Genomic DNA, 13,812 nt, shown 5'->3' on the forward strand with positions numbered 1-13,812 from the left:
TGTTTTTCCGGCGGCCCTCAGCGAGGGGCCTGATCCGTGCCGTGGTAGATCTTGGCCTCGGTCTTTGCCGGGTTCTTTTTCAAGGCGTTGAAGCGCTTGCCGGCCACTTCGGCAAAACGGGCCAGGATCGCGGGCAGGTCGGACTCCCGGAGCGCGGCGGCCAGGGGCACGCAGTCGGTCAAACGGGTCGAGAGCGCATAGCCGGGGGCCTGATCGGGCGTCAGCCGGATTTCCTCGAATTCGATCTCGATTTGCTCCTCGGACTCGGCCAACACGCCATTCAGGAGCTCCAACACGCTGTAGACAAAGAACTTTTGCGCATCGGCCGTGGATTCGGCCAGGCCCATGCGCTCGCGCAGTTTCGGGGACAATTCGTGTTCAAGCTTGGTAAAAGACGCCATCTTGCTCATAGTCCCTCCTGGGCCGGGGTGTCGCACCCGTTGTTGCGGCCGGGTGTGGATCACGACGGACAACGCCACTCCCCACAGGCTTTCGCTTGGCTCCCGGGTGCCCTCCCTTGTTTTCTCGAACCAAGCGCAAAGGAACCCGCTCCCGCGAGCTCTTTCTCTTTTCCCTTTCTATCCCTCCAGGACCGATTGTCAAACCACGCGCTCGCGCTCCGGTCCCCCGCGCCGGCCGGTAGCGACGCCGAACGCCCCGCGCCGGCGCCTTGCTCCCGGCCGGTCTCGAACCAACCGGCATGAAAGGTGCTAGGCCCATAACACCTGGAAATTGTTACGCGTGGCTCCAGGCGTTCGGCAAACGGGGCAAATGGCCGCATTTCGCAAGAATTGCAACGCTATGAAAGTATTGTCATCCCGGTTCCAGCCGAGAAAAGTAACCGTCCCGCAAACCGCGCGGTCTTACATAGCAAATGATCAGCGCCCGCTTCCTGCAATATCCCGGAGAGACGCGGACGCGACACAAAGGGAGATCGTTCATGCGCACGAGCAAGACGGACAGCGCGGCCGTGGAACTGCATTTCCTGGTGGCCCCGGCCCAGGTGGAGGCGGCCCGCCTGGCCATGGCTCCGTTCTGCCTGGAGGAAACGCCCCGCGCGAACGCGGGAACGCCCGCGAACGAGACAAGCCCCCGGGGACGGCGTTTTTCCGGCCTGACCCTCGGGGAGCTCAAGCTTCTTTTGCGGGACTGACGTCACCCCGTGGCCCGGCTTCGCCCCGTGTGAGGCCGGGCGTTTGCGCAAAAATCCCCGCTTCGAATCCTACCGCAATCCGTATTTCTTTTTGAGTTCCGCCCAAGGGGGATCCCGCAGGAGCAGGCGACCGGTCACCGCGCCCGCCGGGCTCCGAGGGTCTTGCCCGTGGTCAGCGCGACAACGCCCTGGCGTGGCGGGAGTGAAGCGTCCCGACCGCGAAAAACGCGCAAAGCGCGAGACGTCACGAAAACAGCGCAGATCTCGGTCGGTCGAAGCGCGCACCTCCGAGCCCTCTTCCGGTGGGAAGACGGCTCGCGACGCCGCACGGATCTTCGGTCAGATGATGGTGTTGCCTCTGAGAAAGGCGTACCCGGCGTTGGTGAGAATGTAGCCCTTTTCGCTGTCCTTGCCCTTGGTCTGCACCTTGACCTTGGCGATGAGCCCCCGCGTGTAGGCCTCCAGGCGCAGCTTGCTCTTGTGGCGTTTGACGATCACGTCCTTGGGAGCCACGCCGTCGTTCCAGGACAGACGGGATACGCAATAGACATCCACCAGCAGGCCTTCGAGATGGGCCAGGGGTCCGGGTTCGTCGCAATCCTGGCGGCAATCCCCCACCTGGCGCAGCCCGTCGTCCGTGATCCTGTAGCCTTTGATCTTCTGGGAAAAGGCCTTGAGCTTGATTCGGATGAGCAGCCCCTCGTCCACGAGACGGACGAGGTCCCTGGTGTCGAAACACAAAAGATGGCGCTCCGGCACGATGCCCAGGTAGCGCTGCACCTTGCTGAAATCCCAAGCCACCAGCAGGATGGCGTGTTCGGTTTCGCTCAACTGACGCATTCTGGAGTCCTCCGGGGACTGTTGCCTGGTTCCCGCCGGGTTCGACGGGGCTGATCGCCCTGGGAAAATTCGCGGACACCCCCATGGCCTGCGCGGCCCGAACACGAATCGAAACGAGCGCCCGATTTTTGCGTATCCGGTTTGCGCGCCTTGGCTATACACGCAACCAGCCCGTGAATCCACGCGGGACGCCCCCGGGCGTGTTACGCGTCGGTGACATTTGCGTCTCCGGGGCATGTCACACGGTTGCGCGAGAAGCCCCGCGCGGGTCGACGCATTGGCGCGTTGGCTTTCGTCAGGTGGGACGCGGGCCGTAGCGTGGAGTTCGACGCGCGTCGAACCAGTGGCAGGAACGCAGATAGAGGACATCCCCCAGCCAGAGGCGTCCCCACTTGGGGTCGCGGACAAACCGTCGGGCCAGGGTCAGGGGATTGGCGAACAGCTCGAGAAGCGGGCCGAAGAGGTGAGAAGGGTCGCGAAAACACTCCCAGTCGCAGCGCGCGCAGGGTTCGAGCCCAGTGTCGGCCCTGGGCGCGGCCGTCAGCAACTCGGTGAGTTTTTCCCCGCCGCGATACCCGCAGGGGAAGGCGTCCATGCCCGCGCTGTCCACAAAGAAGAAATCCATGCCGCCTCGACAGCCGTACCCCGCGAACCCGACGCCCAGGCGGTGACGGATCATGGAAAGCAGCGTGCTCCTGGGCGTGAAGATCTGCAAGCGCTTGCGGAAGTCGGTCACGGCGTCGAACAGGGCCCGATAGAGCGGGACCTGCTCCTCGGGACGAAAGGTGATGAACGCGGCTTGCGAAGCGGCCTGGTACACGGTCTGGCCAGGCTCGCACACCTGCGGGGTCATGGGGTGGCAGATGTTGACCGAGCAGAACCCCAACTCCAAAACATGGGCGAAGTAGAGGACGAAATCTTTGTAGTAGTGTTCGCGCAACGCGTCCGGGGTCATGCCCCGGGTGTCGACATCACGTCCGCCCATTCGGCGGTTTATGCAGAGATTCGCGGCCGGATGCAGCCCATGTCGGGCGAAAACGGGCAGCCCTTCGGCCATGCCGCGCACCACGCCGGAAAGGCCCCGATGCCTTTCGTGAAAAGCCGTGTCCGCCGAGTCCAGGCTCAACCAGAAGCTGGTCAGGCCGTTTTCCAGCAGCAGATCGGCCAGGCATCCCACCTTGTCCGCGAATCCGGGGCGATCGCTTCCGCGCAGAAAAAAGCCGTTGCTGCCCGTGCGCACCGAGGCCATTCCCAAGCTCCTGGCGTGGGCCGCGCAGGCCGCCACGAGGTTGGGGCGCAAAAGCGGCTCTCCCCCGGTGAACGAAACGGCCATCACGCCGCGAGCGGCCAGACGGTCCAGAAGCTCCTTTACCGCGTCGACGCGCAAGGTCGTGCGGACGAAACGGTTTTTCGCGCTCATGGCGCAGTGCAGGCAGGTGGCGTTGCAAGCGTCGCTCAACTGGATGACCGCCTGGCCCGGAGCGTGTCCCGCCGCCAGGCTGCGTATCACGCGAAGCCAGGGAATCGCCCCGGCGCGGGCGCTCACTGCGCCGCCTCGTACAGGGCCCAGGTCTCGACAAAGGCCTTTTCCAGGGAGCGCCCTTCCATGGAAGCCCTGGCCTCGCGCCCCATGTCGGCCATTCTCCCCGGGTCGGCCAGCAGCCCGGACACGGCCCGGGCCAGATCCTCGGCGTTCATGGAAGGCAGCACCAGGCCGGTGCGGCCATCCAGGATGTTTTCCTTGGGACCGCCGGAATTTCCGGCCACCACGGGCAGCCCCGAAGCCTGGGCTTCCAGAATGACGTTGCCAAAGGTGTCGGTCAGGCTGGGGAAAAGAAACAGGTCGCACGAGGCGTAGCAGGCGGCCAGCGCTTCGCCTTCCAGGTATCCGGTGAACACCGCTTCGGACCCGGCCAACTTCTCGCGCAGGGCCGTGGCGTAGGGACCGTCCCCCACCAGCACCAGGTTCACGTCGGGGTGCGTGTCGCGCAAGAGCATGTAGGCGTCGGCCAGGATGTCCAGGTTCTTTTCCTTGGACAGACGCCCCACGTAGAGGAGCGTCCGGTCGCCCCGGGTGTCGTAGCGTTCGAGAAACCCGTTGCGCTTGGAAGGATGAAAGGCCTGGATGTCCACCCCGCGCGGGTAGACCAGCACCTTCTCGGATCGCACGCCCTTGGCGAGAAGCTCCTCCAGGGTGTCGCGCGAGGGCGCGAAGACCGTGTCCATCTGGTTGTAGAACCAGACGGTGTAACGCCACATGAGGTCCTCCATGCCCTCGTCGCCGGTGAGCTGCCTGGCATACTGGGGGATCTGGGTATGGTAGGTTCCGTGCAGGGGCAACCCCAGAATTTTCGCGGCCAACAGGGCCGCCAGGCCGATGGGTCCGGGCGTGGAGACGTGCAGGTGGGTGAACCCCTGCTCGTAGATGTAGCGGATCATTTCCAGCACCGGCGGGTAGTACATCTTCTGCTCGGGATACTCGGGCAAGGCGTAGACCCCGATGGGCTGGAAGTTGCGCACGCCCGGGCCGAAGTCGCGGGCGTGCGGATCGCAGGTGATGATGGTCAGGTCCTTGCCGGTACGAAACGCGATGCCCAGACTCTGTTGCAGGGTGCGGGCCACGCCGTTGATCTCGAAAAAGGTGTCGGTGAAGTGCCCCACCTTGGTTCCGGTTTTGCGTTTGACCCCGGTGAAGGCCTCCTGGGTCTTGCGACTGAATTCGCGCCCCTCGTGAAAGACCGAATAGGACACGAAAAACGGCGCTATCACCGCATAGAGCGCCCCGGCCGATCCCACGGCCTGGAACATGTCGAAGAGGTTGCCGTGGGACACCCGGTCGAAGACATGGTCCCCGAAGGACTTGATGACCTTGTGCGCGGCCTTGTTGACGAAGCGCATCCACTCCTGGCCCTTGTCGGCGGGCAAGGGCAGGCCGTTCTTGGCAATTTCCTGCCACAGGGGATCTTCGAGCACGAGTTTGGCCGCCTCGTGCCAGAGCAGGGTCTTGAGGTCGCCCGGATTGGCGGCCTTGCCCCGCTTGTAGCGACGTTCCCCGAAAAACGACTGCACCCGGTTGCGCCACCCGGCCTCGCGCGGGGCCTCGGTGGAAAGAAACCGATCCGCAAAGCTCAAGAAGACATCGCTTTGCACGTGTTTGTCCAGACCGAAGCGGTTCTTGGAAAACTGGTAGGCGATGGCGTACAGGTTGTGGGCCATGGTCTCGGGTCGGGCGGCCTTGCCCGAGGGCTGGGCCTTGCCGCCACGCACGCCCTCCAGAAACTCGGCCAGATTCGTCGCCTCGGGAACCACGGTGTGCATGCGGGCGATGTTCAATCCGCCGTGATCGTCACTGCCGCCCGTCAGGGTCTTGATCCAGGGGGCCCTGCCCAGGGGTTCCAGGCCATGCTTGTCGGCCAGGCGTTCGAGAATGGCCGGCGTGAGCTGGGCCGTGATGCGTCGCAGCACGATGTTGGACTCCACGTCGCGCGAGCCGTTGCACTCCAACTGTTTGAACAGAAGCATGATCTTTTCCACATGCTCCGTTGTGAGGCGGTTGTTCACCCCGTAAAGGGGATGGGCGCAGACGTGGGTGATGGACTGGTCGTGCAGGTATTTCGTCAGGTCGAAGATGTTCTCGCGCACGTTCTGAATATCGGCGAATTGGGCTTCCGTGATGTCGTGGGCCAGCACATGCGCCTTGCAGCCGTCTTCCGGGAAGTATGTCGTTATTTCGACGCTTATGAAGGTATCGGGCAGATGGGCTATTTCCAAAGCGCCCTGGATGGTGTTGTGGTCCGTGATGGTGACCATGTCCATGCCCAGGGTCTTGGCCGTGTTGTAGATGTGCAAGGGATCGGTGTAGCTCTCGGAGCAGCCGAGCTTTTGCAAAATCCATTGCGAAGGGCGGGTGGAATGTCTGGAGTGGACATGCAGGTCTATCTTCATGGGGGGCAGGCCTCCGAGGGTTTGCCCGCTCCCTGACGATAAACGGTCGAGCGTTTCACATGGTTTCGTCAAGCTTCGGGAGGGGCCGCTCGCGCTTGGCCCCGGCTAGCCCGACGCCGTGACGATTTGTTGTCGGGCGCGTAGCGTTTTGCGGCCCGGCCGCCCCCAAACGACCACGGCCGCGACCGGAAACGCCCGGCCACGGCCGCGAAACATTCACCGCTCCCCGCGCGCGACGGGGAGCGCAATACACGCAAGCTCCCCCTACTCCTTTTTGCCTTTCTTCTCGGGCTTTTCCTTTTTTTCCTCCACCGGGGCCACCGCGCCGATAAAGTCGCAAGGACCGCCGGGGGCCTCGAACGGCGCGGGGTTCCGCTTTTCCGCGGCGGCTTGTTCCGGGGCTTCCCCGGCCAAAGCAGCTTGGTCCGAGGCCGGCGCTTCCGGAGCGATTTCGGGCTCTTGCGAGGTGATGCTGAAGTTGGGCGGCGTCTGCAACGTCTCGCCCTCGGTCCAGCTCATTTCCAGCACCAGTTTCTGCCGCCCCTTCTTGGTCTGACCCTCGATGACGAAATCCACGGATTCCGCCGGCTTGAGGGTGAGGTATTCCTGCCCGTTGCTCAGACAGATGAACCCGGCCTTGAAACACTTGAGCACGTCTTCAAGCAGGGCGGTCATGCCGTCGGCTTCCGTGCGTCCCTTGAGAACGAATTCCTTCTTGCTCATGGTATGGTCTCCTTTCGGTTGCTGCTGGTCGGCTCCCGGCCGCCCAGCCCGCGCGGACCGGCACGGTCCGCTGTCGGGGTCAGAAATAACGGCCGGACTCCGGGCGGCCAACGCCCCGACGAGCCCGACGGAAAATGTCAGCACACCCCCTGGTCCTCCGGGGGATGCGTTCCGGGCGCATCCTCCTGGGACGGCTCTTGGCCATCTTCGGGAACGGGCCGAAGTTCCGGGGCGTCCTGGCCGGACTCCTGAAGGAGCTCGGCCAGTTTTTTTTCCGCTTTCTTCAAAAATTTTTCCAAGCTCTTGTTGACTGTCGTATCCGCATCCAACCGCTTCCCAAGTCGCCTGGAAAGCTGTTTCGCGGCTTCGAGCCTGTCAGCCAGTTCGCTGTTTATGTTGAAGATAACACGCTTTGTTTCCATATCGTTCTTGAAGATCCCCATGTGAATTCTCCGCTAAAAAATGTACATTTTCTGTACGAAAATTTTATCAAACTTCGAGCAGAGTCAAGTGACATTTCCATGAAGCCGCCCCGTTCGGCGCGGACGAAACGCGCCCCCGCGCGTCTGCGCCAGGCGCCGAACACGGACCGGCGGGCGAGGCTTGCCGAGCAATGTGACAACTCGGCGACAACGGTCCACAAAACCCGCGACGCGGGCCTGGCGACGCTCCCGGGCGGTTCGCGCCCGAAAATGTTGCCGGTTGCGGGCCGGCGACCGGGGTGCTAGATAAATTGTGACATCCTCGTCATGTTCTCGCCATGAACTTTACGGGCATGGCGATTAGAGAAGGCTCCGTTCAAGCGAAATTTTTCGCCGAGCCAAACTCTGGAGGCCCGTCCCTATGGTCGATCCCAACAAGCTCAAGGCCCAGTGCCTGGTTCCCAAGGCCGAACTGGCCGACTGGCTGCGCGCCCTGGCCGACGGCGCGCCGGCGCTCGACGGGCAAGCCCTGCCCACGGAAGGATTCCGATCCCTGAAAATCTCCATGAAGGACGCGGGCGAGGCGTACAAGGTCAAGGTCGCGGTGAAGTTTCCCAAGCCGGAAGGCGAGGCCTCCTCGGACATCGAGGCGACGGACGAGGACGAAAGCGCGGATACTCCCCGTTACAAGTCGCTCAAGAAACACATGAAGCAGACCTTCAAGGTCATCGGCGAAGCCTTGGCCGCCGACGCCCTTCCGCCGGAGCTCGAAACCGTGAGCTTTCTCTCCGACGCCCGTCTCATGGTCAGCTACCCGGACAAGGGCGATCCCGACTATCCGCCCTTTGTCGCGGCCATCGAGGCCTTTGAAACGGCCCTGATCAATCAGGACATGCAGGCCGTCAAAGCGGCCTACCAGGAACTCGACCGGCTCAAGAAGGCCTGTCACGAACGCTACGCGTGAGCTCCCGACGGCCCGTTCGCAACGGACCGTCGGAACGCGCGCCAAAGCGACGCCAAACACCATGCCCTCAGCCACGCTCGATCGTCTCCCTTCCGGCCAATCCCGACCGGACCCGACGGATTTTTCCCGTCTGCAAGGCGACCCCACAGACTGGGACCGGGAAGTCTTCGCCGCCCTCACCAGCGCGGAGCTCACCCCGCAACAGGCCCGGGCGATCGTCACGCCGGAAACCGTCCACCCCCGCCAGGACGCCGTGCTGGCCTTGCACTGGCACCCGGAGCAGGTTCCCCTGGACCTGGCCGCGGCCCGGGTGGCGGCCATGTTTCCAAACAGTCGGGACAGCCTGATTATTCCCACCCAGCACAACCAGCTCCTGACCCTGGGCCAGTACGCGGGAGTGGAGGTGGACTGCTACTCCCACGGCTTCAACCGCAAGGTGCAGTTGCTCGTGCATCTGCATGTCGACCGCCTGCCCAAGGCGGACGTGCTGCGCAGCATGCTGGAGCACACCCACAAGTACCGGGCCACCCAGCTCTTCGATTTTCTGGAATTCCTGGGCGACCCCCGCCGGGAGGACGCCAGGGCCCAGGCCGCCGGGAGAGCCGGCTCCGACGAGGAGGTGGTGGAATTTTGCACGCTTCTGGCGAGACGGCTCAAGCAATTGATATTGCTCAATGAATCCACAATGGCTGTGGACGCCTTCAAAAACAAGCTGGTGCGCAACTACTGCGACGCCCTGCGGGCCTTCCACGGCGCCAAGTTCGTGGGCAAGGCCCAGGTCTATCTCAAGGCCGTGAAGGAAGAGGTAAAGGAACACTTCTCCCTGGCCTATTTCTACCGCACCTCCGAAATCATCGACGAGGTGCGCGGACTGGGCGGGGGGATCGTCATTCCCCACCCGGAGCAGTTCTGGCCCATCCTGCTGGCCGACTACGACGTGGACGGCATCGAGGTCTGGAACCCCCAATCCCAGCAGTACACCGAATTTCTCATCAACGTGGTGGACCGGCGCAACAAGGCCGGACGCAGCCACGGACGCGACGTGCTCATTTTCATGGGCGACGACTGTCACCTGAGCGAAAAGCTCAAGGCGCCCGAGGACCGGGATCCGGCGAAGGCCAGTCGCGAGGTGGGCCTGCAACCCGCCTGGGACGATTTGCTCATTCGAAAAAGCCTGATCATCACCGGCGTCAGCCGCAAGGCGGTCATGGACCAATACCGGGAGCGTCTGGCCTAGCAGCCCGCCCCAAAAGTCGCTTCTTGCAGCCTGTTCAAAAAACGTGCTGGCAAGGCGCAAGAAAAAATCAAGCCCGAAGCGGAGTTGGCATCCGCTGAGGTTTGAGCTTTTGGCAGCAACGCAGCCAGCAAGAATTTTTCAACAGGCTGCTAGACGCGCCCAAAACGCGCCGGCTGTTCCCGAAAGTTCTCAACGAGAGTCGATTGGATTTCGCCGTAAAACGTCAAAGCGGTTTCCACGGCCGGGCCACGGGACCCGGCGGCGCAACAGACCGACCCGGCCCCGCGGGCGGGAGTGACACCATGGATAAAAAAGACCCCAAGGGCCAACAAACGGCCCACGAAGGCAAGTTCACCCACGAATCGGTGCAGGACGCGGCCTCCCTGGCCGGGTACCTCGAAGCCCTGGCCAAGGGGTTCTCGAACGAGGAGATGCGCTTCTCCCGCGACGATCTGGAGATGATTCTCCATCCCAAGGGACTCATCAACTTCATGCTGGAAGCCAAGTCCAAGCAGGGGCGCATGAAACTGTCGCTCAAATTTTCCTGGCGCGAACGTCCGGAACACGAAGAAAAACAAAAAGGCCCCTTGCGCATAGAAGCAGGCGACGGGGAAAAGAAATGAAAGGCCTTGAGGGAACAGAGGAAAACCTGCGCTTCATGGTGCTGGAAGTCAGCAAGCAGGTCGAAAACGCGCAAAAGGTGGTCGAAAAACCGGACCCGGATCTCATCCTCAAGATCGAGAGCCGGGACGACTACATCGACAATCTGAAAAGCGTCATCGAAAACGCCTGCTTCTCGCGCATCCACGCCACGCAGGACTCGGACAAGCGCACCATGAACTTCGCCCGCGCGGTGAACATCATCTCCAACAACCTGGAGCGGGTGGCCGACCACGCGGTGAACATCGTCATGCAGATGCAGTACCTGCGCGACCCCGGGTTCGTGAAGCGCTACGACTACGCGGCCTTTTTCAACGAAGCGCTCAAGAGCCTCGACCTCATCGTCAAGGCCCTGTACGGACAGGACCTGACCCTGGCCTTTCGCATCTGCCGTTGCGAGGTCACCCTGGACAACCTGTTCAAGCAGGCCTTCGAAAAGATGCTCACGGACCTGCGCAAGGGCGAATCCCCGGAAAACTGCATCACCACGCACAACATTTTCCGCTACCTGGAACGCATGGGCGACGCCATCTTGAACATCGGCGAAGCCATCATCTTTTCGGTGGTGGGGGAAAAGTTCAAGATTCACCAGTACGAGGCCCTCAAGGGCAGCCTGGCCAAACTGGGACATGAGGTGCCCATCTCCGATGTGGAGTTCCACTCCATCTGGGGCACCCGCTCGGGCTGTCGCATCAGCCGGGTGGAGCCCGACGCCTCGGCCGGCGGCCTGCTCTTCAAGGAAGGAAACGCCGCCAAGCTCTGCCAGGAGATGGAAAACATCGGCCGGTGGGAAGAGATCTCCCCCGGGCTGGCCCCCAAGGTGCAGTTCTTCAAGACCGACGGGGACTCGGCCAGCATGCTCATGGAATTCCTGGGCGGCTCCACTTTTCAGGATGTGGTGCTCTCCGACCCGGCAGAAGTGGTGGGCGACGTGTCCCGGGCGCTGATGCGCAACGTGGACGAAATCTGGACCGCCACGGCCAAGCGCCAGCCCGCGCGCGGCAAATTCATCCCGCAGCTCAAGAGCCGCCTCAACGACGTGTTCCGCATGCATCCCTCGTTCAACATGGTTCGCCAGGACGTGGCCGGCGTGCTCCTGCCCTCCCTGGCCGAACGCATGGAGCGCCTTTCCGCCCTGGAAAAGGACCTGGAGGCGCCCTTCTCCGTGTTTATTCACGGAGATTTCAACATCAACAATATCATCTACAATTACGAATCCAAGCGCATCCACTACATCGACCTGCACCGCTCCAAGCAGTACGACTACGTGCAGGACGTGTCGGTGTTTTTGGTCTCCATCTTCCGCCTGCCCGTGCAGGACCCCGACTCCAGGGAGCGGTTCGACCGGGTCACTGCGGATTTCTTGAATTTTTTCCGGCAGTTCGCCGCAAAAAACGACGACGACACTTTCGAAGCCAGAAACTGCCTGGGACTCATTCGCAGTTTCGTCACCTCCAGCCGTTTCGAATTCAACCGGGCCTTCGCCAAGGACATGTTCCTGCGCGGGGTCTACCTCATGGACAAGTTCCTCGCCCACGGCGAGGCCGGCCCGGGCTGGGACACGTTCACCCTGCCCGAGGACGTTCTGCGCTATTGAACGGCGACGGACCAAACGCATGAAACGCATCGCAGTGGTGGGTCTCGAGGACGGGTGGTCCTCCCAGGCGCTGGCCGAGGCCTTCAGGACCCTGACCGGCTACGGCCGGATCGTGGCCATGGACCGGGTCCGACTGGATCTTTCCCGAGGCACGGCCTTCTTCGACGGCCAGGACCTTGCCGAACTCGACGCCCTGGTGGTGAAAAAGGTGGCCGCCACCTACTCGCCGAACATGCTCGACCGGCTGGAAGTCCTGCGCTTTCTCGAAGCCCGCGGGCTGCCAGTGTTTTCCAAGCCCGCCAACATCCTGGGCCTGGTGGACCGCCTGTCGTGCACCGTGAGCCTGAGCGCGGCCGGGTTGCCCATGCCCCCGACCCGCGTCACCGAAGACGTGGACCAGGCCCTCGACGCCCTGGACGAGTTCGAAAAAGCCGTGTTCAAGCCCCTGTACTCCACCAAGGCCAGAGGCATGGAGGTGATCGAACGCGGCCCCGAAGCCAGGGCCCGGATCGAGGCCTTCCAGGCCGCCGGCAATCCGGTGCTCTATCTGCAAAAGCTCCTGCCGCCCCTGGAAAAGGATTTGGGCGTCACCTTCATGGGCGAACGCTATCTGGCCACCTACGCCCGAAAGTCCAGCGGCAAGAGCTGGAACACCACCACCCGCTCGGGAGGACGCTACGCCTTCCACGCCCCTTCGGCCGAGGTGCTGGAATTGGCCGGCAAGGCGCGGGAAATCTTCGGCCTGGAATTCACCTGCGTGGACATCGCCGAAACGCCGCAAGGCCCGGTGGTGTTCGAGGTGTCGGCCTTCGGCGGCTTTCGCGGACTGGCCGAAGCCTGCGGCCTGGACGCCGCCGGCCTGCTCGCCCGCCATATTCTCGACAAACTCGGTTGACCGGGACGCGCACCCAAGAGCGCCACGACCACAACCCCGACCGCCCTGGTCGAAGCGAGCACGCCCATGCGCATCACCGTCAAGCGCACCACCACGGTGCCCAATCCCTTGACCCTGGCCCGGTTCCTCAAGGCCCCCGAACTCGGCCCCAGAGTGCTCTTCTTCACCGGCGGCACGGCCCTGCGCGATCTTTCCACCCTGCTCCTGCGCTATACGTACAACTCCATCCACCTCATCACGCCCTTCGACTCGGGCGGCTCCTCGGCCCAGTTGCGCAAGAGCTTCGGCATGCTGGCCGTGGGCGACCTGCGCAACCGCCTCATGGCCCTGGCCGACCGCTCCCTGCACGGCAATCCGGAAATCTACGCCCTGTTCGCCCACCGTCTGCCCAAAAACAGCCCGCCCTCTGCCCTGAGAGCCGAACTCGATTCCTTCATCCAGGCCGAACATCCCCTGGCGGCCGCCGTGCCCGAACCCATGCGCGAGATCATCCGGGCGCATCTGTTCTTTTTTCGCCGCGACATGCCCGAAGACTTCGACCTGCGCGGAGCCAGCATCGGCAACCTCATCCTGGCCGGAGGGTTCTTCAACCACAACCGGCGCATCGATCCGGTCATCTACATGTTCTCCCGCTTGGTGGAAGCCCGTGGCCTGGTGAAGCCCATCGTCAACGCGGACCTCACCCTGGCCGCCGAGCTGGTGGACGGGACCGTGCTGGCCGGACAGCACCTCATCACCGGCAAGGAGGGCGCACCGCTTTCGTGTCCCATCAAGCGGGTGTTTCTCTGCCGTTCCCAGGACGATCCCACGCCGGTGAACATCCCGGTCAACGACCGGGTGCGCGAGCTTGTCGCCTCGGCAGAGCTCGTCTGCTATCCCATGGGCAGCTTCTACTCGAGCGTGGTGGCCAACCTGCTGCCCAAAGGCGTGGGAGACGCCCTGAGCCGGGTGGCCTGCCCCAAGGTGTTCATCCCCAATCCGGCCGGGGATCCGGAACAACTTTCCCTGGGACTTGGCGAATCGGTGCGTCGTCTGCTCCACTACCTGCGCGAAAGCTGCACCGAACCCACGCCCATCGACGCGCTCTTGAATTTCATCCTGCTCGACCAGGACGACGCCACCTACCAGTCCCCCTTGGACCTGGGCCAGATCGAGGCCATGGGCGTCACCGTGATACGCGGCGACCTCAAGGGCCACCGGACGAACCCGCTTTTTGACAGCCAACGGGTCATCGAGCATCTGCTTTCCCTGGCGTAAGACCAGGACGGCCCGGGGCTTTCGCCAGGCCTTTCCATTGACCAAGCCCGGCAAGACGGGCATGAAGAAGCGATGCGCTTTTCACCACGTCCTTTTCCGCAACCCGTGTCGCCATCCTC

Annotated in this window: 13 protein-coding genes; 8 read left to right on the forward strand and 5 right to left on the reverse strand. The window is 63.0% G+C overall.

Going from position 1 to position 13,812, the window contains the following annotated elements:
* Positions 1–17: 17 nt before the first annotated feature.
* Positions 18–410: a hypothetical protein gene (locus ACYQ01_RS03180; RefSeq protein WP_459932382.1), complete on the reverse strand. Its 393-nt coding sequence runs from the start codon at positions 408–410 to the stop codon at positions 18–20.
* 530 nt (positions 411–940) lie between these two features.
* On the opposite strand from ACYQ01_RS03180, the gene ACYQ01_RS03185 reads away from it, so the two are divergent.
* On the forward strand, positions 941–1,153 hold the full coding sequence (locus ACYQ01_RS03185) for a hypothetical protein (protein ID WP_459932383.1): 213 nt from the start codon (positions 941–943) through the stop codon (positions 1,151–1,153).
* Between the two features lie 339 nt (positions 1,154–1,492).
* Here ACYQ01_RS03185 and ACYQ01_RS03190 read toward each other — a convergent pair whose 3' ends face one another.
* The 4 genes from ACYQ01_RS03190 to ACYQ01_RS03205 all read right to left on the reverse strand — a co-directional run bounded on the left by ACYQ01_RS03190 (position 1,493) and on the right by ACYQ01_RS03205 (position 6,661).
* Positions 1,493–1,993 carry a hypothetical protein gene (locus ACYQ01_RS03190; protein ID WP_459932384.1) on the reverse strand — a complete coding sequence of 167 codons (501 nt, stop codon included), beginning with the start codon at positions 1,991–1,993 and terminating at the stop codon, positions 1,493–1,495.
* Between the two features lie 295 nt (positions 1,994–2,288).
* Positions 2,289–3,539, reverse strand: coding sequence for a radical SAM protein (locus ACYQ01_RS03195; RefSeq protein WP_459932385.1), 1,251 nt, complete (start codon positions 3,537–3,539; stop codon positions 2,289–2,291).
* Positions 3,536–5,938 (reverse strand): glycosyltransferase, encoded by a 2,403-nt coding sequence (locus ACYQ01_RS03200; protein ID WP_459932386.1) that lies wholly within the window; start codon positions 5,936–5,938, stop codon positions 3,536–3,538. Before ACYQ01_RS03200 ends, ACYQ01_RS03195 begins: the two co-directional genes overlap by 4 nt.
* 264 nt (positions 5,939–6,202) lie before the next feature.
* Positions 6,203–6,661 carry an amphi-Trp domain-containing protein gene (locus ACYQ01_RS03205; RefSeq protein WP_459932387.1) on the reverse strand — a complete coding sequence of 153 codons (459 nt, stop codon included), beginning with the start codon at positions 6,659–6,661 and terminating at the stop codon, positions 6,203–6,205.
* A 197-nt stretch (positions 6,662–6,858) separates the two neighbouring features.
* On the opposite strand from ACYQ01_RS03205, the gene ACYQ01_RS03210 reads away from it, so the two are divergent.
* From ACYQ01_RS03210 to ACYQ01_RS03240, 7 genes are all read left to right on the forward strand, one after another.
* Positions 6,859–7,389, forward strand: coding sequence for a hypothetical protein (locus tag ACYQ01_RS03210; protein ID WP_459932388.1), 531 nt, complete (start codon positions 6,859–6,861; stop codon positions 7,387–7,389).
* A 115-nt stretch (positions 7,390–7,504) separates the two neighbouring features.
* Entirely contained in the window at positions 7,505–8,047 is a 543-nt protein-coding gene (locus ACYQ01_RS03215; RefSeq protein WP_459932389.1) for a GAK system XXXCH domain-containing protein, read from the forward strand.
* A 61-nt stretch (positions 8,048–8,108) separates the two neighbouring features.
* Positions 8,109–9,284, forward strand: a complete 1,176-nt coding sequence (locus tag ACYQ01_RS03220) for a hypothetical protein (protein ID WP_459932390.1) — start codon at positions 8,109–8,111, stop codon at positions 9,282–9,284.
* 302 nt (positions 9,285–9,586) lie between these two features.
* Positions 9,587–9,907, forward strand: coding sequence for an amphi-Trp domain-containing protein (locus tag ACYQ01_RS03225; protein WP_459932391.1), 321 nt, complete (start codon positions 9,587–9,589; stop codon positions 9,905–9,907).
* The gene (locus tag ACYQ01_RS03230) at positions 9,904–11,541 is read left to right on the forward strand and encodes a PhoU domain-containing protein (RefSeq protein ID WP_459932392.1); all 1,638 of its coding nucleotides are present in this window, start codon (positions 9,904–9,906) and stop codon (positions 11,539–11,541) included. The genes ACYQ01_RS03225 and ACYQ01_RS03230 overlap by 4 nt, the downstream gene beginning before the upstream one ends.
* A 19-nt stretch (positions 11,542–11,560) precedes the next feature.
* On the forward strand, positions 11,561–12,436 hold the full coding sequence (locus ACYQ01_RS03235) for a GAK system ATP-grasp enzyme (protein ID WP_459932393.1): 876 nt from the start codon (positions 11,561–11,563) through the stop codon (positions 12,434–12,436).
* Positions 12,437–12,502: 66 nt separating this feature from the next.
* Entirely contained in the window at positions 12,503–13,693 is a 1,191-nt protein-coding gene (locus ACYQ01_RS03240) for a GAK system CofD-like protein (protein WP_459932394.1), read from the forward strand.
* The last annotated feature ends 119 nt before the right edge of the window (positions 13,694–13,812 follow it).

The organism is Fundidesulfovibrio butyratiphilus (assembly GCF_054657235.1).

Coding starts and splice junctions, on each gene's coding strand:
- ACYQ01_RS03180 (WP_459932382.1), bottom strand. CDS start 410: ATGAGCAAGATGGCGTCTTTTACCAAGCTTGAACACGAATTGTCCCCG.
- ACYQ01_RS03185 (WP_459932383.1), top strand. CDS start 941: ATGCGCACGAGCAAGACGGACAGCGCGGCCGTGGAACTGCATTTCCTG.
- ACYQ01_RS03190 (WP_459932384.1), bottom strand. CDS start 1,993: ATGCGTCAGTTGAGCGAAACCGAACACGCCATCCTGCTGGTGGCTTGG.
- ACYQ01_RS03200 (WP_459932386.1), bottom strand. CDS start 5,938: ATGAAGATAGACCTGCATGTCCACTCCAGACATTCCACCCGCCCTTCG.
- ACYQ01_RS03205 (WP_459932387.1), bottom strand. CDS start 6,661: ATGAGCAAGAAGGAATTCGTTCTCAAGGGACGCACGGAAGCCGACGGC.
- ACYQ01_RS03215 (WP_459932389.1), top strand. CDS start 7,505: ATGGTCGATCCCAACAAGCTCAAGGCCCAGTGCCTGGTTCCCAAGGCC.
- ACYQ01_RS03220 (WP_459932390.1), top strand. CDS start 8,109: ATGCCCTCAGCCACGCTCGATCGTCTCCCTTCCGGCCAATCCCGACCG.
- ACYQ01_RS03225 (WP_459932391.1), top strand. CDS start 9,587: ATGGATAAAAAAGACCCCAAGGGCCAACAAACGGCCCACGAAGGCAAG.
- ACYQ01_RS03230 (WP_459932392.1), top strand. CDS start 9,904: ATGAAAGGCCTTGAGGGAACAGAGGAAAACCTGCGCTTCATGGTGCTG.
- ACYQ01_RS03235 (WP_459932393.1), top strand. CDS start 11,561: ATGAAACGCATCGCAGTGGTGGGTCTCGAGGACGGGTGGTCCTCCCAG.
- ACYQ01_RS03240 (WP_459932394.1), top strand. CDS start 12,503: ATGCGCATCACCGTCAAGCGCACCACCACGGTGCCCAATCCCTTGACC.